The 21,448-nt window shown below is 63.7% G+C and carries 22 protein-coding genes; 5 read left to right on the top strand and 17 right to left on the bottom strand.

Features of this window, described 5'->3' with window-relative positions; genetic code table 11:
- The 9 genes from ACESNG_RS23105 to ACESNG_RS23065 all read right to left on the bottom strand — a co-directional run.
- Positions 1 to 625 (bottom strand): biotin/lipoyl-containing protein (locus ACESNG_RS23105; RefSeq protein WP_373071051.1); only part of this gene is annotated, 625 nt, incomplete at its 3' end.
- A gap of 4 nt (positions 626 to 629) precedes the next feature.
- Positions 630 to 938, bottom strand: a complete 309-nt coding sequence (locus tag ACESNG_RS23100; RefSeq protein ID WP_373071049.1) for a hypothetical protein — start codon at positions 936 to 938, stop codon at positions 630 to 632.
- Complete coding sequence (locus ACESNG_RS23095; RefSeq protein WP_373071047.1) at positions 938 to 1,912, bottom strand: alpha-ketoacid dehydrogenase subunit beta; 975 nt, start codon at positions 1,910 to 1,912, stop codon at positions 938 to 940. The genes ACESNG_RS23100 and ACESNG_RS23095 overlap by 1 nt, the downstream gene beginning before the upstream one ends.
- Positions 1,912 to 3,054, bottom strand: a complete 1,143-nt coding sequence (locus ACESNG_RS23090) for a thiamine pyrophosphate-dependent dehydrogenase E1 component subunit alpha (protein WP_373071045.1) — start codon at positions 3,052 to 3,054, stop codon at positions 1,912 to 1,914. Before ACESNG_RS23090 ends, ACESNG_RS23095 begins: the two co-directional genes overlap by 1 nt.
- Positions 3,054 to 3,347, bottom strand: coding sequence for a hypothetical protein (locus ACESNG_RS23085; RefSeq protein ID WP_373059989.1), 294 nt, complete (start codon positions 3,345 to 3,347; stop codon positions 3,054 to 3,056). Before ACESNG_RS23085 ends, ACESNG_RS23090 begins: the two co-directional genes overlap by 1 nt.
- A 2-nt stretch (positions 3,348 to 3,349) precedes the next feature.
- The gene (locus tag ACESNG_RS23080) at positions 3,350 to 3,838 is read right to left on the bottom strand and encodes a hypothetical protein (protein WP_373071043.1); all 489 of its coding nucleotides are present in this window, start codon (positions 3,836 to 3,838) and stop codon (positions 3,350 to 3,352) included.
- Positions 3,839 to 3,870: 32 nt separating this feature from the next.
- Positions 3,871 to 5,202 (bottom strand): inositol-3-phosphate synthase, encoded by a 1,332-nt coding sequence (locus tag ACESNG_RS23075; RefSeq protein WP_373059993.1) that lies wholly within the window; start codon positions 5,200 to 5,202, stop codon positions 3,871 to 3,873.
- A 5-nt stretch (positions 5,203 to 5,207) separates the two neighbouring features.
- Positions 5,208 to 5,807, bottom strand: coding sequence for a CDP-alcohol phosphatidyltransferase family protein (locus tag ACESNG_RS23070; protein WP_373059995.1), 600 nt, complete (start codon positions 5,805 to 5,807; stop codon positions 5,208 to 5,210).
- An 85-nt stretch (positions 5,808 to 5,892) separates the two neighbouring features.
- The gene (locus ACESNG_RS23065) at positions 5,893 to 7,233 is read right to left on the bottom strand and encodes an exo-beta-N-acetylmuramidase NamZ domain-containing protein (RefSeq protein WP_373059997.1); all 1,341 of its coding nucleotides are present in this window, start codon (positions 7,231 to 7,233) and stop codon (positions 5,893 to 5,895) included.
- A 63-nt stretch (positions 7,234 to 7,296) separates the two neighbouring features.
- Here ACESNG_RS23065 and ACESNG_RS23060 point away from each other — a divergent pair, with 63 nt between their 5' ends.
- The 5 genes from ACESNG_RS23060 to ACESNG_RS23040 all read left to right on the top strand — a co-directional run bounded on the left by ACESNG_RS23060 (position 7,297) and on the right by ACESNG_RS23040 (position 13,583).
- On the top strand, positions 7,297 to 8,580 hold the full coding sequence (locus tag ACESNG_RS23060) for a serine hydrolase domain-containing protein (RefSeq protein WP_373059999.1): 1,284 nt from the start codon (positions 7,297 to 7,299) through the stop codon (positions 8,578 to 8,580).
- Between the two features lie 162 nt (positions 8,581 to 8,742).
- Positions 8,743 to 9,099: a HesB/IscA family protein gene (locus ACESNG_RS23055; protein ID WP_373060001.1), complete on the top strand. Its 357-nt coding sequence runs from the start codon at positions 8,743 to 8,745 to the stop codon at positions 9,097 to 9,099.
- A gap of 30 nt (positions 9,100 to 9,129) precedes the next feature.
- Positions 9,130 to 11,088 carry a glucosamine-6-phosphate deaminase gene (gene nagB / locus ACESNG_RS23050; RefSeq protein WP_373060003.1) on the top strand — a complete coding sequence of 653 codons (1,959 nt, stop codon included), beginning with the start codon at positions 9,130 to 9,132 and terminating at the stop codon, positions 11,086 to 11,088.
- A 15-nt stretch (positions 11,089 to 11,103) separates the two neighbouring features.
- On the top strand, positions 11,104 to 12,636 hold the full coding sequence (locus ACESNG_RS23045) for a sodium:solute symporter (RefSeq protein WP_373060005.1): 1,533 nt from the start codon (positions 11,104 to 11,106) through the stop codon (positions 12,634 to 12,636).
- Positions 12,633 to 13,583 carry a BadF/BadG/BcrA/BcrD ATPase family protein gene (locus ACESNG_RS23040; protein WP_373060007.1) on the top strand — a complete coding sequence of 317 codons (951 nt, stop codon included), beginning with the start codon at positions 12,633 to 12,635 and terminating at the stop codon, positions 13,581 to 13,583. Before ACESNG_RS23045 ends, ACESNG_RS23040 begins: the two co-directional genes overlap by 4 nt.
- Positions 13,584 to 13,607: 24 nt before the next feature.
- Here the strand turns inward: ACESNG_RS23040 and ACESNG_RS23035 are convergent, their stop codons facing one another.
- The 8 genes from ACESNG_RS23035 to ACESNG_RS23000 all read right to left on the bottom strand — a co-directional run.
- Positions 13,608 to 14,891: a dicarboxylate/amino acid:cation symporter gene (locus ACESNG_RS23035; RefSeq protein WP_373060009.1), complete on the bottom strand. Its 1,284-nt coding sequence runs from the start codon at positions 14,889 to 14,891 to the stop codon at positions 13,608 to 13,610.
- Positions 14,892 to 14,927: 36 nt separating this feature from the next.
- Positions 14,928 to 16,421, bottom strand: a complete 1,494-nt coding sequence (locus ACESNG_RS23030; RefSeq protein ID WP_373060011.1) for an amino acid permease — start codon at positions 16,419 to 16,421, stop codon at positions 14,928 to 14,930.
- Positions 16,422 to 16,525: 104 nt separating this feature from the next.
- On the bottom strand, positions 16,526 to 17,368 hold the full coding sequence (locus ACESNG_RS23025) for a hypothetical protein (protein WP_373060013.1): 843 nt from the start codon (positions 17,366 to 17,368) through the stop codon (positions 16,526 to 16,528).
- Positions 17,369 to 17,494: 126 nt separating this feature from the next.
- The gene (locus ACESNG_RS23020) at positions 17,495 to 17,902 is read right to left on the bottom strand and encodes an ExbD/TolR family protein (RefSeq protein WP_373060015.1); all 408 of its coding nucleotides are present in this window, start codon (positions 17,900 to 17,902) and stop codon (positions 17,495 to 17,497) included.
- 2 nt (positions 17,903 to 17,904) lie between these two features.
- Positions 17,905 to 18,363, bottom strand: coding sequence for an ExbD/TolR family protein (locus tag ACESNG_RS23015; RefSeq protein WP_373060017.1), 459 nt, complete (start codon positions 18,361 to 18,363; stop codon positions 17,905 to 17,907).
- 72 nt (positions 18,364 to 18,435) lie between these two features.
- Positions 18,436 to 19,167: a MotA/TolQ/ExbB proton channel family protein gene (locus ACESNG_RS23010; RefSeq protein WP_373060019.1), complete on the bottom strand. Its 732-nt coding sequence runs from the start codon at positions 19,165 to 19,167 to the stop codon at positions 18,436 to 18,438.
- A 33-nt stretch (positions 19,168 to 19,200) separates the two neighbouring features.
- Entirely contained in the window at positions 19,201 to 19,917 is a 717-nt protein-coding gene (locus tag ACESNG_RS23005; RefSeq protein ID WP_373060021.1) for an energy transducer TonB, read from the bottom strand.
- A gap of 119 nt (positions 19,918 to 20,036) precedes the next feature.
- The coding region (locus tag ACESNG_RS23000; RefSeq protein WP_373071041.1) for a sensor histidine kinase at positions 20,037 to 21,448 on the bottom strand (1,412 nt) is incomplete at its 5' end.

Here is a 21,448-nt window from a genome sequence, read left to right as displayed (position 1 = left end):
CTTCCCACGGCGTGGGCAGCGGACCGCGGTGGTCGACACCGGCGGGCGCATGCATCGACGCCCCGGGAACCGCCGCCACCACCGCCGCCGGCTTCGTGGCGAGGAACGCGTCGAGGTCCTTGCGCGTGACACGACCCGCGATGCCGCTGCCACTCATGCCCGCGATCTCCACGCCATGTTCGGCCGCCATTTTGCGTACGAGCGGCGACGACTTGGTGCGTATGCGCTCTTCAAACGAACCGGCGGGCGCCGCGGACGCGGCCGTGGAAGCAGCCGTGGACGCAACCGGTGCTGACGGCGCGATAACCGACGCGGCTACCGGCGCAGGCGGCGCCGCCGCCGGCGGAGCCGGTACCGAGGGCGGCGACGACGCGGCCGCAGCGGCGTCGGTTTCGAGCCGCGCCACGACCGTTTGAATGGCAACGGTCAGCCCTTCACCGACCAGGATCTCGACCAGGATACCGGCCGACGGAGACGGAATCTCCGCATCGACCTTGTCCGTGGAGATCTCGAAGAGTGGTTCGTCGCGCTTCACGTTGTCGCCGACCTTCTTCAGCCACCGTGATACGGTTCCTTCGGCGATGGATTCACCCATCTGCGGCATGATGACATCTACACGAGCCACTCGATCATCCTCGATCTGAAGAAACAGCGTCGGCCACGCGGTCCGCGCGACGCAAACGCCACAAGGTGAGAATCGGCAGCGTGATCGCGCCGAAGGCACCACCGTAACCAGCGTACACCCACCACTCGCACGCCGGTAACCCCGCCGTGGGCGTGCAACGCGCGAAGAAGCCCAGCAACTTGCCGATGCCGACGCCCACCATCGCGCCGCTCACGGCTCCGATAAAAACCGTAAAACATCCCACTCCGATATTCCGACCGACGCGGTCTTCGGGGAGGGGCGTCTGTGCTTCGCCAGCCGAGTTCGTCGTCATCAATACGCCGTCAGGCGCCGGACCGCTCGAACGATATCGGCAGTCTGCGGCAACACGTAATCTTCGAGGGCTGGAGCGTACGGCAGCGGGATATCCGCAGCCGTGACGCGCAACACGGGAGCGTCGAGCCACTCGAAGCAGGTTTCGTTCACGCGCGCGGTGATCTCGCCCGCCATGCCACCGGTGCGCGTATCCTCATGCACGATCAGCAACCGATTCGTTTTCTTCACGGTACGGAAGATCGCCTCGTCATCCATCGGCGCGAGTGAGCGCAGATCGAGGACTTCGACGAAGATACCCTCGGCGGCGAGCAGATCGGCCGCCTCGAGCGCCTTCCATACGGTCGAAGCATAGGTCACGATCGACACGTCGCTGCCCTCGCGCGCCACGCGCGCCTTGCCGATCGGCACGACGTGATCGCCATCGGGCATCACGTCTTTCACGCGACGATACAGATACTTGTGCTCGAAAAAAAGCACACAATCGTCATCACGAATGGCGGCCTTCATCAATCCTTTGGCATCCGTCGCCGTGGACGGATACACGATCTTCAGCCCCGGCGTGTGCAAAAAGCCGGCTTCCGGGTTCTGCGAGTGAAACGGACCACCTCGCACGTAGCCACCGCTGGGTCCGCGAACCACCATCGGACACGGCAGGAACGCACGATAGCGCGCGGTCGCGACGTAGTTCGTGAGCATGTCGTAGGCGTTGGCGATGAAGTCGATAAACTGCATTTCGACGACCGGCCGCAACCCCATATGCGCCGCACCGGCGGCCGCACCGACGAGCGCGATTTCACTGATCGGCGAATCGATGACGCGCTGTTCACCGAACCTGGCGAGCAGTCCTTCGGTGACTTTGAACGCGCCACCGAACGCGCCGATGTCCTGGCCCATACAGAAGACATTGCCGTCGCGCTCCATCTCCTCGAACAGCGCTTCACGGATCGCTTCGAGAAACGTAATCTCGGCCATCAGCGCTTCGCCCCGTCGGCATTCCAGGTGCCCCAGCTCTCTGGGCGCTCCTGGCCGTACGCCTCCGTTCCTGCATCGCGACGGAACCAGAGCGGCTGCTCGGTGGGCGGGTCGGCGTACACCCCCATGAGAGCCTCACGTGCGTCAGGAGTACCCGAGAGTTCGGCAAGATCCGTGGCTTCATCGATCTCACGCAGAATGCGCGCATCAATAGCCGCGATCTCGCTGTCGGTAGCGCCGAGGTCCGAACGCAGCTGCTGCACGTAGCGATCGATCGGATCGTTTTCCGCGGCCCACTTCTCGATCTCGCCGGCTGGCACGTACGATTGATTGTCGTGCTCCGCGTGTCCCTTGCGCCGATACGTGATCAGCTCGATGAGCGCCACGCCGTTACCCGCCCGGGCGTGGTCGACGGCCGTCTTGGTCACGTCGTAGGTTGCCAGCACATCGTTGCCGTCGGCCTGCAGGCCAAGCACTCCGTAGCCGATGGCTTTATCGACGAAGAACTTCGCGGCCGACTGCTTGTGCGTCGGCGTGGAGTAGGCGTAGCCATTGTTCTCGACGATGACCACGAGCGGGCACTTCCGTACAGCGGCGAAGTTGATGCCTTCGTGGAAGGCACCGGTGCTCGTGGCGCCATCGCCGACGTACACCAGCCCAACCCGATCTTCACCACGCATCTTGAAGGACATCGTCACGCCGGTCATGACCGGGACCATGTCGCCGAGCGGCGAAATCTGTCCGAGGAAGCCGCGCGTGACACCGGCTTCGCCGATGTCGCCGAAGTGGATATTGAGCTCGCGGCCGCGCGTGGGGGAGTCGGCCTTGGCCATGTACTGCTTGAGGACCTCGACGGGCGTCGCCCCTTTCACGAGCATCGCGCCCAGGTTGCGAATAAGGGGCGACATGATGTCGCGCTGCTCGAGCGCGAAGCAGCTTCCGACCGCGTCGGCTTCCTGCCCCAGCGACCGAAAGAGCCCGCCGACCACCTTGGTTTGCCGATACAGATTCACCAAGCGCTCTTCGAGTTGCCGCGTGAGCTTCATCCAGTAGTACAGCTCGAGTTTTCGCTCACGCGAGAGCGCGTCGCTGGGACGCGCTCCATCGGCCGGCGTCTCAGCGCGGGTGCGCGACTTGGCCATCAATATCCGGCCTCGATCATGTGCCGGGGGTCTGCGGAGCGATGCACCACGTTGAAGAAGCGCTTCACGTTCTTGTCCAGCCGACTCTCACCCACCTGATCGGTGTGCGCCTCGACCACCGTGTAGTGCCCCCCTTCCATTTTGACCGACACCGTAAGGGTACCGAGCGCGCCGCTGAAGCTGCGCGAACGGGCATCGCCGGCTCCACGGGAGAGCCCGAGGGTCGCGAAGAAGTGATCGGCCGACGCCAATACCGAGTCCGGTGTGAGGGAGGTCCGATGAAAGTGCCGCATACTCAGGGTTCCTTGCGCGCGCTGTCTTTGACGCGCGGTGGTGGCTCGGGCGGGCGCGACGATGCGGGAGGGGAGAAATCTCCTGGCTCATCGGCGGCCATGATGTCTTGCGTCCAGTCCGGCGTTTTTTGCAGGACTTTGGTGGAATCGCGGCGAAACTGAATGGCCATCGCCCACATACCGGCGGTGACGAACATCAGGTTGCTGCGATAGGTCCCCAGCTCCTCGGTCGCGGCGAAGCCATTGGAGACAGTCTTCCGATCGCGGTTGGTGCCGAAGATGCGTCCTTCGCCGGCCTGAATGGGGAGGCCGCTTTTCACATCATGGACCATGACACGCCAGTAGATCGGTTCGAGCGCACGCGTCGGCTTGGTCTCGGGCGACACCCGAATGACAAAATCATCCGTCTTGAACCGGAGTTCATTCGAGGGTGGTGGGCTGCCCCCGCCTCCACAGCCGGCCATGACGAGGCCGGCTGCGGCGAGTGCCACCACGCGACGGATACGACGCGTGTGCTCTGCGATCATTGATAGTATTCCAGCCCGAGGTGAGTGATCTGATCTTCACCCATGAGGTGACGGAGCGTGTTCTTCAACTTCGTCTGCTGGATGAATAGATCGTGCTCAGCCTGGAGTCCCGGAGCGGTCTGCGGCGACTTGTAATAGAAGCTTAACCATTCCTGAATGCCCTTCATGCCGGCGCGCATCGCGAAGTCCGAGAAGAGCGCGAGGTCGAGCACCATCGGCGCGGCGAGGATGGAATCGCGGCAGAGGAAGTTGATCTTGATCTGCATCGGGTAGCCGAGCCACCCCTTGATGTCGATGTTGTCCCAGCCTTCCTTGTTGTCGCCGCGCGGGGGATAGTAGTTGATGCGCACGACGTGCGAGAAACCCTTGTACAGCTCCGGGTACACGTCCGGCTGCAGGATCGTGTCCAACACGGACAGCTTCGACTCTTCCTTCGTTTTGAACGACGCGGGATCATCGAGCACTTCGCCGTCACGATTGCCGAGGATGTTCGTGGAATACCAGCCTTCGAGACCAAGCATGCGCGCCTTGAGGCCCGGTGCAATGATGGTCTTCATCCACGTCTGGCCGGTCTTGAAGTCCTTACCGGAGACCGGCACGCCCTTCTCGATGGCGAGGCCGAGCAGCGCCGGGAAGTCGGCGGAGAGATTCGGGGCACCGTTGCAGTACGGGATGCCTTCCATGATGGCGGCATAGGCGTACAGCATGCTGGGCGCGATCGCATCGTCGTTCTCTTCCATCGCTTTTTCGAACGCTTCGATAGTCTGGTGCTGCGGGCCGGCCTTGATGTACGTCTCGGTCGATCCGGTCCACACCATCACGCCCCGCGTCGCGCCACTGCTCTGCATGACGTGGCGGATGTCGGCGCGGATCTGCTCGGCCAGGTCGCGCTTGTTCTTGCCCGTCTTCACGTTGGTCGCGCGCGTAATGCGCGTGACGTAGCGGCTTTCGAACACGGCCGGCATCGGCTTGATATTCTTGAGGAAGTCGGCGATCGGTTCGATATCCGACTTTTCGAGCACGCCGGCGTTGACGGCCGATTCGTACGCGTTGTCAGGAATCGGATCCCAAGCACCGAACACGATGTCGTCGAGCTTCGCGAGCGAGACAAAATCCTTGATCAGCGGGCTACGCCCGTCGGTCCGCTTGCCGAGACGAATCGTCGCCATCTGTGTAAGCGAACCGATCGGCACCGAGAGTCCGCGCCGCACGCGCTCGACGCCGGCGATGAACGTGGTGGCTACGGCGCCGAGACCCGGCGTAAAAATGGCGAGTTTCCCCGTCGCCGGGGCTGGTAACGCGGCCTTACCGCGAGTCGAGTCGGACACTGCGTTTATTCTCCAGGGGAAGTGGTCGTGCGATACACGAAGTTGATGCGCTGAAACACGGTGATCCACGCGGTGACCGCCAGCAGACTGACGATGCCCGCGAGAATCCAGCCGTTGAGCGCCAAGCCGAAAAAAGCCTGCGGAACACAGAGCAGCACTATGCGCTCGGGGCGCTGCAGCATACCCACCTTCGCATCGAGGCCGAGTCCTTCGGCCCTAGCGCGCGTATACGACGTGAGGAAGGTGGCGATCAGTGCCGCGAGCGTGACCATGACCATGGGCTGGCTGGCGTGCACCGGGTGGGTCGCGTAAAAGACCAACAGGCCTCCCAAGAGGAAGCCGTCGGCCACGCGATCGAGCGTGGAGTCGTAGAAGGCGCCGAACAGCGTACTCTGCCCCGTGCGGCGGGCGACGCTCCCGTCCAGCACGTCAAAAAGTGCTGTGATGCCAAGGAACCATCCACCGGCGCTGATGTGGCCAGACGCGAAGATCACACCCGCCGTGCACGTACAGATCGCGCCAACAGTGGTAATGGTATTGGGGCGCACGCGTCGCGCAACGAGCCAGTCGGCCACAGGGGCGATGACCCGCATATATCCGCGCACGACTGCGCTCCACACAGATGGCATCTCGATCGCGCTGAAGGTCCGGAAAAAGATCTAGCCGAGGAAAGCTAGAACTCCTCCTGCATCAACGGTAGAGATAAAAGCGTCTGGCGTCCTTTTCGAACGCAATTACGGCCGGCAACTGGCGATCCATCACCGCATCCGGGTCCGCTCCGCCGAGCAATGCCTCCCGAGCGCGGGTCGATCCCATTCGCTGGTCGAAGCCGGCCGCTGTGACCTTGAGGGAGTCCTTGTGCACTCGGGAGAGCGCCCACAGGATGGCAGCGCCGACCCGGGCGGGCTGAACGCGCTCGCGATCGGTGACCTCGATGCGAACGCCGGGAATCGACTGACCGGCGAACTTGCCGTCGCCGGGCTTATTGGGCGTGAATCGCTCGGACTTGAACTTGACGCCGGTGAGCGAGAGATCTTCGAGGATCCGGGTGACGGAATCGGCGCGGAGCCAAGCGGCCCCGAATCGCTGGAACGGTTCGTCCGTGCCACGTCCAACCGACACATTGCTCGACTCGAACGGCACGAGCGCTGGGTAAAGCAGCGCGCTCGTGATATTCGGCATGTTCGGCGACGGCCGAACCCACGGCAGCGAGGTTTCGTCGAACCACATGCCGCGGCGCCAGTTCCGCATGGGCACGACGGTAAGCCGAGTCCCGAGTTTCAACTGGGCCTGAAACAACCGAGCCATTTCCCCCATGGTGAGGCCGTGTCGCAAGGGCATCGGATAGAGGGCGAAGCCATTCGTGCGACTGCCCGGTGCTGGCATGTCGGCGTTGGCGAGGGCGGAATCAAGCAGCGCCCCTTCGGCCCTGGCACCGCTGATCGGATTGGGCCGATCGAGCACCAGCACGGGGATTCCGCGTTTGGCGCCGGCCTGCATGGAGTACAGCATGACGCCGACGTAAGTCCACGTGCGGGTGCCGATATCCTGAAGGTCGACGACGAGCACATCGACGTCGGTCAGCAGGCTGTCGGGCGGCGCAATCGTACGGCTCTGATAAAGCGCGTGAATCGTGAGGCCCGTCCTGGCGTCTTTCTCGTCGCTGAGATTCGGACGATCGGCGGTACCGGTGGCGCCGTGTTCAGGGGCAAAGAGGCGCACCAGCTTCACGCCGGCCCTCAGCGCGCGAGGGTCGGTGGCAAGCAAGTCGATGGAGCGCCGCCCTTTCTCGTCTACACCCGTCTGGTTGGTGACGAGTGCGACACGCTTGCCGGCGATGAGCTTGATGCTATCGTCCAGCAGCACCGTAATGCCGGGACGGACCTTGCGGATCCGGTTCCCCATCGGCATTCCATCAGCATCGTCGTCGGGCAGCGGTGCATTGTCGGGGCGACCGCCACGTGAACATCCCGCGATGAGCGTCCCGACACACACCACTGAGAGCAGCACCAGCGTCTTGATGGCCTTCACGCGTAACCTCCAGAAGATCCCGCTGCGCTCAGGTCGCGCAGCATCCCGCCCTACCGCGAACACATGACCAGACCGGATCCCTACCGATCAGCCTTGCTCTCCGGCCCGTCCGGTTGCGGTGCTGCCTTCACGAACGCACCGCAGCACGTCTTTCTCAAGCGGCGCGCCGTGTGGATGTTCGCGCTGGTTGCTACCTCGGGCGTGCTGATCGGGTGCGCCAAGCACCAACCGGGTTCGCGCGACCTACCGCCCGTGCCCGGCATTGCGCGCCAGCAGGCGCTCCGTCTCGGGGACAGTGTCCGTGCGGTCCTCTCCCGCGCCATCGCCGACAGCGCCTTCCCCGGGGCGTACGCGGCGGTTGGCACCGCCGACGGCGTCATCGTCGAGTACGGCGTAGGGCGACTGGACGCGGCAGACGGCTCCCGTCCGTCGGCGACCACGATCTGGGATCTTGCCTCGCTCACCAAGGTGATCGGCACCACGAGCGCCATGATACAACTGGTGGGATCAGGGCGGGTGGCCCTCGATTCGCCCGTTGTGCGCTACCTGCCGGCATGGAAGGCGCCGGGGGCCGACCGGATCACGGTGCGCCATCTGCTGTCACACTCATCGGGCATGCCGGCGTGGCGCGCGCTGTACAAAGAAGCCTCCACGCCCGAAGAAGCGGAGCAGCAGCTGTTCGCGACATCCCCGGATACGCTGCCCGGCGTGCGATATGTGTACAGCGACCTTGGCTTCATTCTGTTGGGAAAGCTGGTCGAAGGCGTGAGCGGCGAACGCCTCGCGTCGTACGACTCGGCGCATATCTTTTCGCCGCTCGGTATGCGCGAAACGCGCTATCTCCCGCCGGCGGCCTTGCTCCCGCGCATCGCGCCCACCGAGCAGGACCCGTGGCGCCAGAGGAAGGTGCGGGGAGAGGTCCACGACGAGAATGCCGTTCGCCTTGGTGGCGTCTCCGGACACGCGGGGCTGTTTTCCACAGGCCAGGACCTGGCGCGTTTTGCCCGCCTGTACCTTAATCACGGAACGTTGGATGGCGTGCGGGTATTCGACTCGTCGGCGGTCGCGGTGTTCACGCGGATGCAGGACTCGACGATCTCGCGCCGGGCGCTCGGCTGGGAGACGCCGACGGGGGGCAATTCGGCGGGCAGCCGACTCTCCTCCGTCTCGTTCGGGCATACCGGGTTTACCGGTACGTCGCTGTGGATGGATCCCGCCCAAGGTGTGTTCGTGCTGCTGTTGACCAACAGGGTGAATCCGACGCGCGAGAACCGAAAGATCGGCGGCGTCCGGACGGTTTTGGTGGACGCCGTGGTGGGTGCGCTGCGCGGTGCGACTGTCCGATGATTCGAGTTTCGGGTGTGGCGTTCTTGAAAGGGAGCGATTCACTCGCTATTATCCGTACAGCTAGACGCGACGCTGTTCCGGTTGCCGATCGCGGGTGCGATCAGGTGCGGGCGGCGCGCTCCATCAGGCCGGGATCTCAGCCGGCCGCTTCGGAGGAGAGCAATGAGCACGATGCAACAGCCGGAAGTCATGGTGGTTCTCACGTCCACGGCCGCGACGGAAGTCCGCAAGTTCATGGAAGCCGAGGGCGCCACGCCCGAGCAGGGTGGCCTCCGCGTGTCTGTGACGCCGGGCGGATGCAGCGGCTTCAAGTACGGCTTGGTGATCGAGGACAAGCCCGCAGAAGACGACACGATCTTCGAACTCGAGGGGATCAAGCTGTTCATCGATCCGTTTTCGGCGCCGTATCTCAGCGGCACCACGATCGACTACGTTACGTCGATGCAGGGATCGGGCTTTACCTTCGGCAATCCGCAGAAAACCGGCGGTTGCGGTTGCGGCAGTTCTTTCTCGGCCTGAGCCGACAACTCGACACTTATTCCAATGACCATGGCCTCCGGTTTTCCGGTGGCCGCTGATGGTTTGCAGGCCCGCACGCTCGAGTCGAGCGGCGGGCCTGCGCGCGTCAGTGGCACCATTTTCGTGCACCCCGACATCAACGGCTCGGTGCGCGAGCGTATTCCGGCGAGCATCATCGACGAGCACGAGGCGATGGCGCGGCTGGTGGCTGGGCGGATCGCGACGCTGATGCGCGAGCGCGCCGCGTCGGGTCGTTCTATCGTGTTGGGACTGGCTACCGGCTCGACGCCGATCGGCGTGTATCGCGAGCTGATCCGCCTGCACCGTGACGAGGGGCTCAGCTTCCGGCACGTCATTTCGTTCAATTTGGACGAGTACTATCCGATGGCACGGGACAGCATCCACTCGTACCACCGGTTCATGTGGGAGAATCTGTTCGCTCACGTCGACATCGATGCGGCGAACGTGCACATCCCGGACGGCGCGCTGGATCGCACGTCGATCGACGACGCCTGCGCGCGGTATGAGGCCGCGATCGCGGCCGCCGGCGGCGTGGATTTTCAGTTGCTCGGTATCGGCAAGACGGGCCACATCGGCTTCAACGAGCCGGGCTCCGGCGAGCACAGTCGCACGCGTATGGTGCATCTCGACTCTGTGACGCGACGCGATGCCGCGGCGGATTTCTTCGGCGAAGACAACGTGCCGCGCGAAGCGATCACCATGGGCATCGCGACGATTCTCGCGGCGCGTGAGATCGCGATTCTCGCGACCGGCGAACACAAGTCGGGTGTCGTACGGCGTTCAGTGGAAGGCGACATCGACCGCGCCGTCGCTGCGACGTTCCTGCAGCGTCACCCAAACACGACGTTCTACGTCGACGACGCCGCCGCCGCCGAATTGACGCGAGTGGCGACGCCGTGGCTGATCGACGAAGTGCGTTGGGATGACGCGCTCGCGGTCCGTGCTGTGACGTGGCTGGCGGGCCGGTGCCAGAAGGCGATCCTCAAGCTGACGCAGCACGACTACGCCGAGAACTCGCTGTTGTCGCTGGTGGCGCGTCATGGCTCACCGGGCGCCGTGAACGGGCTCGTGTTCAACGTGCTCGGCGCCAAGATTCGCGGCAAGAGCAAGCTGCCTCGGGGCATGAAGACACTGTTGTTCTCACCGCACCCGGACGATGATGTGATTTCGATGGGGGGAATGCTCCGCAAGTTCGTGGAGAATGAGAACGACGTGACCGTGGCGTACATGACCAGCGGCAACATCGCGGTGTTCGATCACGATGTGCGTCGCTACATGGATTTTTTGGTGCGACTCGATCAGGAGCGGATCGGCGAGGGGACGGCCGTCCGCACACTGGCTGACACGGTGCACGCGTTTCTTGAAGCAAAGCGTCCGGGTCAGGTGGACATTGCCGAAGTCCAGGACATCAAGCGCATCATCCGCGAGTCGGAAGCGGTGAGCGGCATCGAGGTCATGGGGCTCACACGAGACCACGCGCGCTTCCTCAACCTGCCCTTCTATCAAACGGGCAAGGTGCGCAAGGATCCCATCGGTCCGGCCGACGTGGCCATCGTGGCCGACCTTCTGCGGGAGTTGCAACCGGAGATCATCTTCGTGGCGGGCGACCTGTCGGATCCGCACGGCACGCACCGCATGTGCAAGGAGGCGATCGACAGCGCCGTGCTCGAGGTGTACGGCGGCGCGGACGCCCCTGCCCGCCCTCAGGTGTGGCTGTACCGCGGCGCGTGGCAGGAATGGCCGATAACGGACGCCACCGTGCTCGTGCCGCTGTCACAGGAAGAATTGACGATCAAGATCCAGGCGATCTTCAAGCATCAGTCTCAGAAGGATTCCGCGCCGTTCCCCGGTCAGGATGCGCGTGAATTCTGGCAGCGTGTCGAGCAGCGTAACAAAGCCACCTCGGCCCAGCTCGACCAACTTGGACTCGCCGAGTACTTCGCGATGGAGGCGTATGTCATCGCGTGATGTCGGTGTGACCTCGTGACCAACAGCTTCACGGCGCTCGACTGGGGCGTTCTGCTCCTCTATCTCGTGGGCACGACGCTGCTCGGCGTGTGGCTGGGACGTGGTCAGAAGGACGCGCGCGACTACTTCGTGGCCAGCAAGGCCATTCCGTGGTGGGCCATTCTTTTTTCGGTGGTGGCGACTGAGACCAGCGCGCTCACGTTCATCTCGATTCCCGGGCTGGCGTACGTCGGCAATCTGTCGTTCCTGCAGATCGCCGCCGGCTACATCGTGGGCCGAATCGTGATCGCATATACCCTGCTTCCGCGCTACTACGACGGAGAGCTGGTCACGGCCTATGCGTTGCTCGAGAAGCGGTTCGGGCTGGCGACGAGACGCTTTGCGTCGATCGTGTTCATGGTCACGCGCGCGTTCGGCGATTCCGTGCGTGTCTTCGCGACGGCGATCCCGGTCGGACTGATCATCGGTCCGATTGTCCCGCCCGAGTACGTGGCTCCCCTGTCGATCCTGATTCTCGGCGCGTTCACCGTGCTGTACACGTATCATGGCGGCATGCGTGCGGTCGTCTGGACCGACGTCCTGCAAACGGGCGTGTATCTCGTGGGTGGGTTGGCCGCGATGTGGATCATCGGTGCGGGCGTGACGGGCGGCTGGAGCGCCATTCTGGACGGCGCGAGCGCTCGCGGGCAACTTCAAGTGCTCGACTTGTACACGGGAATCGACCGCCCGCACACGCTGTGGGCCGGCCTGATCGGCGGCGCGTTCCTGAGCATGGCCTCGCATGGCGCCGACCAGCTGATCGTGCAGCGACTGCTCGCGTCCGGCAATCTGCGCGAGGCGCGGCTTTCGCTGATCGGTAGTGGCTTTGTGGTGATGGCGCAGTTCGCGATGTTCCTGCTGATTGGCGTGGGCTTGTACGCGTTCTACAACGGCACGGCGTTCCCCCGCCCCGATGCGATCTTCCCCCGGTTCATCGTGGAAGCAATGCCGGCGGGGCTCACCGGACTGGTGATTGCCGCGATCCTCGCGGCCGCCATGAGCACAGTGAGCGGTTCGGTCAACTCGCTGGCGGCAGCCACGCTTCACGATCTCTATCTCCCGTTCAGTAAGCGGCGCGCTGACGACCCGGGGCTGCTTCGCGTCAGCAAACTGTTCACGCTCGTGTGGTCCGCAATTCTGATCGGTGGTGCCCTGCTCTACCAGAACGAAGGGACGCCTGTGGTCACGATCGCGCTCTCGGTTGCCTCATTCACGTACGGTGGCCTGCTTGGCGCGTTCTTCCTGGCAATGCTGGTGCCGCGAGCCATACAGCGCGACGCCATACTGGGGATGGCGGTCGGCATCGGTACGATGTCCTTCATTGTCTTCGCCAGAGCGCTCAGCGGTTGGTTTCCGTCGCTCGCGCCGACGCTCGCTCCGTTTACGGTGATCGCGTGGCCGTGGTTCGTGTTGATCGGTACCACGCTTACTTTGGTGACAGGTATTCTGTCGTCGTTCACGCATGCGCCGCCCACGGCGCTGCGCTCTACTCTGGGGAATCGTTCATGAGTGCCGGACCTCTCGACCCGACACCACTCGTTGTCGGTGTAGATGGCGGCGGTAGCCGCACCCGCGTGGTACTCGCCGACGCTGCCGGTAACACGCTGGCACGTGTGGAGGGCGCCGCGACGGCGCTCATGCCGGGCCAGGAAGGCGTCGCTGCGGATATCATCAAGTCGTTGATCGCGGACGTGCTGGCTTCGGCCGATCGCAGCGACACGCGTCCGGCAGTGTGCGTCGTTGGTGTTGCCGGCGCCGGACAGGAGCGCGCCGCGCAAGCCCTGTGGTCGGCGCTCGCGACGCGCCGTGTCGCGGACGACGTATCGGTACAGGCCGATGCCACCATCGCCATGGATGACGCGTTCGGCGACTCCGCTGGCGTGCTGCTGATTTCAGGAACCGGATCGGTGGCCTACTCGCGTGCACCCGACGGCCGACTGGAGCGTTGTGGTGGGTGGGGCCCGAACATCGGCGACGAGGGCAGCGGTGCATGGCTCGGGCGTCGTGCGCTCAGCGTCATCACGGCGGCACATGATGGTCGCGAGCCCGACACGGCGCTCGCCGGCGCGATTCTCACCGCGCTCGAGCTGGAGTCGCTCGACGATCTGATTCCGTGGGCCGCAAACGCGACGCCTGGGCTTTACGCGACCCTGGCGCCGGTAGTCGCGAAGGTGGCCTCGACGGGAGACTTGCGCGCGAACGCGCTCATCAGCTTCTGCGTGGAAGAGCTGTCGCTGCACATTCGCACGCTGGCGCGTCGTTGCTTCATGGACGAGCGCGCAGCAATTCCCGTGGCGTTCGCCGGCGGCTTGCTGTCGAAGGGTTCGCTGGTGCGAAAGCGTCTCGAGCAGCGTTTGAAGAGCGCTGTACCGGGTGCGACCGTGCGCGCGGAGGAAGTGGATGCGGCGCGCGGTGCCGTGCGTCGTGCTCGCCGGCTGCTGGGCGTCGAGGTCTGACGCCCAGCAGCCGTTTAGAGAATGCTAGGACGGTACGGCTTCCTCGGCTGGGATATTGAGTTCGCCTTCCCAACGCGCCATGACAGCGGTGGCGAGACAGTTGCCGAGCAGATTGACCGACGTACGGGCCATATCCATGATGGCGTCGACGCCGAGGATGAGCGCGATGCCTTCGAGCGGCAGATTGAACTGCGCCAGCGCTCCCGACAGAATCACCAGCGACGCTCGCGGAACGGCCGCAACGCCCTTCGAGGTGAGCATCAGCGTCAGCATCATGAGCAACTGGGTGCCGAGCGGCATGTCGATACCGGCCGCCTGCGCCACGAAGACTGATGCGATGGCGAGGTAAAGCGTGCTGCCGTCGAGGTTGAACGAGTACCCGGTGGGCAGCACGAACGACACGATTCGACGCGGCACGCCGAACTTCTCCATCGCCTGCATTGCCTGCGGGAAGGCGGCTTCACTGGACGCGGTGGAGAAGGCGATGAGCCATGGTTCCTTCACCGTACGCCAGAAGCGCATGATGGGGATACGCGCGATCAGGGCGACGGGCACCAGCACGAGCAGGACGAACACGATGAGCGAGACATACAATGTGGCGACGAGCTTACCGAGACTGAGCAGTACCCCGAGTCCGCTCTTGCCGACCGTGACACCGATGGCGGCACCGATCCCGATCGGCGCGTAGGCCATCACAATGCCGACGAACTTGAACATCACCTCGCTGAGCGACTGCAGTCCGTCAAGCATGATCTTCTTGGACGGCCCTTCGACACGCGCGAGGGCGACGGCGAAGATGATCGCGAAGAACACGATCTGCAACACCTCGTTTTGCGCAGCCGCTTCGAAGAAGCTCTGCGGCACCGTGTGCTCGAGCACGGAGGCGAACGTCGGTGTCTTCATCGCGAGCGCCTTGAATTCCTCCGTGCTGCCCGCGGCCGGTGCGATAGACAATCCGACGCCCGGTTTCACATAGTTGACCGCGATCAGTCCGATCGCGAGCGCCGCCGTGGTGACCACTTCGAAGTAGATGATCGAGCGAAGCGCCAGCTTGCCGACCTTCTTCATGTCATCGCCGTGTCCGGCGATCCCGACGACGAGCGTACTGAACAGCAACGGCACGATCAACGACTTGATCATGCGGAGGAAGATGTTCGCGAAGGGCTTGAGGTTCGGCGCAAAATCGGGCGCGAGCCAACCGATCAGGATGCCGATGATCATCGAGATGACGATCCAGCCCGAGAATCCGATCCCGAGGAATCCCTTGCTCGGTACTGGCGGCGACGCGCTGGAAGACTGATGAGCCATGATGCTGGTTTGAGGAGTCGTAGTATGGCTGATGACTTATTCGGGAGCGATCGGAGCGTTCCCGCGACGGAGCACCGAGTTCTTGTACCCGTAGGCGAAGTAGAGCGAGAGGCCGATGACCATCCAGATGCCGAACGCCTTCCATGCGCTCGAGGGCAACCCGCGCATGACGAAGACGCAGGCGCCGGCCCCGCCGAGCGTCACGAACCAAACAAAGGGCACCCGAAACGGGCGGTGGCGATCAGGCTCGCGAATACGCAGCACGAGCACGCCGATACAGACCACGGAGAAGGCGGCCAGTGTGCCGATGTTGGTGAGATCGTACGTGGCCGCATCGTCGGCGAGCAGAGAGCCGAGCGCCACGGCGACACCGGTGATGATGGTCGTCACGTGCGGCGTACGCGTTTTCGGATGCAGCTTGGCGGCAAACTTGGGCAGCAGGCCATCGCGCGCCATCGCGTAGAAGATGCGCGGCTGACCGTACTGGAAGACAAGCAAGACGGCCGACATCGAGACAACGGCACCGGCGGCGACGATCCAACTGGCCGTGGAGAGGCCCGCCAGGGAGAGCGCCTTGGCCAAAGGGTCGCTACCGCGCAGCTGCTCGTACGGTACGAGTCCCGTGGCCACGAAGCCGACGATCACGTAGATCAGTGTGCACACGGCCAAACCACCGAGAATGCCGATGGGCAGATTGCGCTGCGGGTTCTTGGTTTCCTCGGCAGCCGTAGAGATCGCGTCGAAGCCGATGTATGCGAAGAATACGATCGCGGCACCTTGATGAATACCGCGAAATCCGTTCGGCGCGAACGGCTTGTAGTTGGCCGGGTCGATGTGCATGCCGCCCACGATCACAAACAGCGCGAGCACGAGCAGCTTGATGACCACCATGATGTTGTTGGCGCGGGCGCTTTCCTTCACGCCTTTGAGCAACAACAGGGTGATCGCCACGACGATGCCGAACGCGGGCAGATTCACAAGCACCGGGATGCCGGCGATGTGCGGCGCCGAATCCATGAGCGCGCGGATGGCAGGGTCAGCGCTCGCCTTGACGTTCCAGTATCCGTGGGTGAGCCATCCGGGCAAGGTGACGCCGAACCCAGAGAGGAGCGACGTGAAGTAGCCGGACCACCCGATCGCGACGGCGACATTGCCGACCGCGTATTCGAGGATGAGCGCCCAGCCCACGATCCACGCGACGATTTCACCAAGCGTGGCGTACGAGTAGGCGTACGCACTACCGGCCTGTGGAATCATGGCCGCGAGCTCCGCGTAGCAGAGCGCAGCGAGGCCGCAGACGGCACCGAGCAGCACAAACGAGAGCACGAGCGCGGGCCCGGCGCCGTATCGGATCACGGTACCGTCGGCCAGCGTTTCGCCGGCCGCTGCCGTTCCGAGCGACGAGAAAATGCCGGCGCCGATCACGGCACCGATGGCCAGCATGACGAGGTCACCAGCGCCGAGGGTGCGGTGCATACCGCTGCCGCTTTCGTCTGCGGCGGCGATCGGCTTTCGATCAAACAGCCCCATAGGCCCTCGGATCGGGGGAGGAGCGCGCCGTATGGGGGGAACGGCGACCGGCGCGCGGGTAGATCGTGCGCGCAAGCTACAGTCGGGTCACGCGTACTGCGAGTCTACAGCGAGTAGGTGATTTCGGCTTTACCGCGGACAGGGACGCCCTGCGCATTGACGGCCGGACGAAAGCGGATGGCGACGAGCGCCTCACGCAGCTTTCGATTGTACGCCCCGTCCTTGGTGGGCGTGAACTGCAGGTCAAGCACTTTACCGGTCGAGTCGACTTCAAAAACGACGATGACCGTACCCTTGGCTTTGTTCGGGACAGGCAACGGGGGAAGAAACAGCTCGGTTGGCGCCGGCGGATACACGGTGCCAGGACCACCACCGGTGCCCGGCCCCACGCTGGTGCCCTTGCCGGTGCCCACACCGGATCCGACCCCACCACCGCTACCGGAACCTGACCCGGCGCTTCCATCGGTTCCTGAGCCGCCTCCCGTGCCAGTCACGACCGACTTCGCGTCGGCGGCATCGGTCGTGGACGGCTGCGACGGCGCGGTTGGCTGCTGTGGCGGCTTCACCACGGGCGGAATTGGCGGGGGCGGTACGATCGGCTGGATCGTTGGGGGCTTCACCAAGGGCGGCAGTGGCGTCGGGGCGGGCGCTATGCGCACGAACTGGAGTCGCTCGTCCTTGGCGATGCCACCGGTGCCGCGCTTCCCGCCGCCGCCGCCACCGGCCGGGCCAAGGCCGCCCGCGCCCAGCACTTCGCGGAGCAACTCCGGGGAGGTGAACGGAACGATGAGCAAGATGAGGATCAGCAGGTGGATCCCGATGCTGATCAGCAGACTTCGGACCCGGCGCTGATTGCCCACCGGCACGCCGATAGGCGGTCGGTACCGCGGGCGTTCCGGCGGCGTAAGGTCGGCGGTATCTGGAAGCGGCGGAGTCGTTGGCGTCATTGAGAATCGAGAGATGAGACCTATACAACGTACTACGGCGGACGATCCCTGTTGGGTTCGCCCGCCGTGGTCACGACGTGGATCTCGTGGGTGGGCGCGTTCCCGGGGACGGGCCCGCGCTACACATCACTTCGGCGGAACGCCGATGACCTTTACCCCGGCGCCGCGGGCCTGGTCCATAGCCCAGATCACTGCGGAGTACTTCACCGTGGTGTCACCCTTCACGAAGATGATCTTTTCGGGCCGGGGGTCGTAAATCGCCTTCAACTTCTCGAGGAGCATAGCCTTCTCGATCGGCTCCTTGTTGACCGCGTACTTGTCGTCCGGGAGGACTTCGAGCACGATCTGGTCGGGGTTGACCTGCGTCGACGGCGGCTGTGGCGTCGGGTCAGGCAGCTGCGTATCGATGGCCTTGCGGCTCATCGGAATGATCATCATGAAAATGATGAGCAGCACGAGCAGAACGTCGATCATGGGCGTGACGTTCATATCGTTGTTCAGACTCGAGCCACCGCTCGGTGCGGACATGCTCATGGCTACTTACTCCCCGGCATGATGCGGTCGCTCTGGACGAGCGATTCGGTGTTCGGTGTCTGATCCGTGATGAGCGCGGCGACGCGAACACCAGACCGCGAGATGCGATCAAGGGCGTCGACGACTTTCACGTACTCGAGGTCCTTGTGGGCCTTGACGTACATGATGTAGTCCTCGCGCTCCTTCAGATAGATCTCGCCGACGAGGGCCTCGAGGTCCTCGTTGCGGATCCGATTCTTGTTGAGATAGTACCGACCCTGATCGTCGATGCCGAGCACCTGATCACCTTCTTCTTCCGGGTGGGGCTTGAGGTTCTGCCCTTCCGGCGGGACCGCGGTAAAGCCCGCGTTGATCTGCGGGATCGTGATCATGAAGATGATGAGCAGTACAAGCATCACGTCGATCATGGGGGTCACGTTGGGTTCGGCCTTGACGCCGCCCCCGCTGACAGTCATTCCCATCGCGCGACTCCTGGCGTTGAGCCTCCCGGCGTGGCGCCCCGTACGGAGCGCCGACCGGAGGACCGATCGTGATTACTGCGAGATCGACTGCTGACCAGCGGTGTTGAACTCACGCGTGAAGCGCGACCGACCGAACTCCCCGGAGACACCCTTGATCAGGTAGTCGATCATTTCCTTCGACGTGTAGGTCATTTCGGCCGTGAGGTTGTCAATCTTCGTCTGGAAGAAGTTGAACGCCCACACGGCGGGAATGGCGACGCCGATACCGATGGCGGTCGTGATGAGGGCTTCGGCGACACCGGCGGCGATGGCCGAGATACCGCCCGCGCCTGACGTGGCCATGCCCGTGAAGGAGTTGACGATACCCATCGTGGTGCCGAGCAGACCAACGAACGGCGCGGTGGCACCGACCGTCGCGAGCACGCCGAGACCACGCTTGAGATCGACGATCGTCATGAGCATTTCACGCTCGACAGCGCGCTCGGACGTGTTGATGTCGGACACCGTCACGGAACCATCCTGAATGAGCGGGCGAATTTCGGCGAGGGCACCACCGAGCACGCGCGCGACATGCGACTTCTTGTAGCCTTCGGCCAACTTGATCGCCTCGATCAAGTTGTCTTCTTCGAGGAACTGCGAGAACTCGGGGGCGAACTTCCGCGTTTCGGCCTGCGCCTTACGCATGCTCCACCACTTCTGAATGAGCACGGTGAACGAGAAGGCCGACATGGCCAGGAGCGTGAAGACAATGCCCTTGGCAAACCAACCCATCGAGTTGAACAGCTCCATCAACGACATATTCATGGCGAAAATCTCCGCAGAACGAGGGGAAGAACCTTAGCGGTTGAGCGAGAACTGGAACGGCTGCTGCACAAGCTGTTTTACCTTGCGTCCACCCACTTCGGCGGGGAGGAAGCGCATGCGTTGCAGCGCATTCTTCACGGCGTTGGAGAACAGGTCGTTGTCGGACTTCAACACCTTGTAGGTGTTCATTTCGGCACGTCCGGTGGTGTCCACCACGAACTGCGCCAGCACGGTGCCTTCGATGCCCGCAGTGCGGAGCATGTCGGGGTACGCGGGCCCCTGAGCGCCCGGGGCCATGACGACGGGCTTTTCGACCTGGAAGTCGAAGTACGGTTGGTCACCCTGGGGGATCGGGCCCTTTCCGCCTTCGACACCCTTCGCGATACCACCGGCGACACCCTTACCCGAAAAGTCGGCTTCGTCCGTGACCTTTTTGGACAAATCGATGTCGGGGATGACATTGGGGATCTCGATCGGAGCCGTGAGCACCTGAAAACCCTTGGGTGGCGGCGGCGCGATCACGGCGTCGGGAGGTGGCGGGGCTTTTTCCGGCTCGGGTGGCTTGGGCTCGTCCTTCTTCACCTCGACAAAATCGACCTTCTCTTCCTTCGGCTTGTCGTTGACGATGCCCGAGTTCTTCGTGACAACCACGAGGGCAACAACAATCGCCGTGTGGACGATGATCGAGGTGACGGACCCACCCAAGCGCTTCTGCTGCTGAGCCTTCGATTCAAGCAGGTTGTTGAACATCTCGCTTGTCCGGGGTGCGGGCGACGGATCGCAGCGCCCGGACAAGAGGCCCGGGAACTGACTACAGCGATTCTACCTGTCGAAGATGATGGAGCAATGGAAGGAACATTAGGATCGGATTAATCCGCAGTTAGCATTCCGCTCGCGGTGCCTGCATCGTTTTGTCCATTGAGGAACGACTCGTACTCACCCGTCATGCCTGAGCCCGGCGACCCGGCCAACGGCAGTACAACCGTGAACGTGCTGCCCCGGCCCAAACGGGACTGCACGGTCAGACTGCCGCCGTGTGCCTGTGCGATCCATTGACAGATCGCGAGGCCGAGCCCGAAGCCGCCGCGCTCGGACGCACGCGAGCGGACGCGATCGGCGCGCCAGAATCGTTCGAAAATTAATGGCAAGTCGGCGGCCGCGATCCCGATGCCGGTGTCCTTCACCGCAAACGTGACGTCGGCGTCGCCTCGTGTGAGCGTAAGCTCCACGCGCCCACCGCGCGGCGTGTACTTGATCGCGTTGGTCACGAGATTGAGATAGAGCTGACGCAATCGCGTGAGATCGGCCAGCACCTCGGCGTTTTCCATCAGCGGCGCATCGATGGTGAGCCCCGCGTCCTCACCGAGCAGTCGGGCAGTTTCCACCACTTCACGCATCAGCGGCCCGAGCTCGACGGGTTCACGATAGAGATCGAAGCGACCCTCGTCGGCGCGGGCGAGCGTGAGCAGCGAGTCGACGAGATCGGCCATGCGGGTGACCTGCTGCAGCGCTTCTTCGATGGCGATCGCCTGTTCCGACGGGGTCGAGGTCGGCGACAGCGAGCGTTCGATGTCCACGCGCATCACTGCCAGCGGCGTCTTGAGCTCGTGGCTGGCGTCGGCGGTGAAGCGCCGCAGCGCCCCGAATGAGGTTTCCAGTCGCTCGATCATGGCGTTCAGCGTGGAGGACAAGCGGGCGAGTTCATCGCCAGCGGCCCCGATCGCGAGTCGGCGATGCAGCGAACGCCCGTCGGTGATCGCCTCCACCTGATCGATGATGCGGTCGAGTGGCCGAAAGGCACGTCCGGCGATGATGTACGCGAACGTCATCGAAATGGCGAGCAGGAAGGGCGCGATCACGAGCATCGTGCCCACCAGCTCGCGCGGCGTGTAACTGATGTCCGACGTGCTGAGCGCCGCGTAGACACGGTAGCGCGCGTTCTCGCTGAGCGGCACCATGCGCGTGGCGAGCAGGACGTCGTCGGAGCGCATCGTGATACGGCGCACGGCCGGCGACGGTGACGACTTGCGGGCGGCCGTGCTGAAGGCGTCGCGGTCGGACAACGACAACATCCGCACCGCGGGCGACGCATAGATGTCGTACTGACTGCTGTCCTGCACGAGCACGTAGCCTTCGAGCAGCGATAGAAACGCCGCCATGCGCAACGATACACTCGGACCCGCGAGCGGATCGTTCTGCGCCAGCACGGGCTCGGTGCCGGTATTGCGCGCCAGATTGATCGCGCGAACGACTTGATCCGCTTCGGACTGTACACGGGTCT

It is taken from the genome of Gemmatimonas sp., from assembly GCF_041689975.1.
Classification (GTDB): domain Bacteria; phylum Gemmatimonadota; class Gemmatimonadetes; order Gemmatimonadales; family Gemmatimonadaceae; genus Gemmatimonas.
Note: the sequence above shows the minus strand (reverse complement) of the source record. Positions and strands in the feature narration are given on the sequence as shown.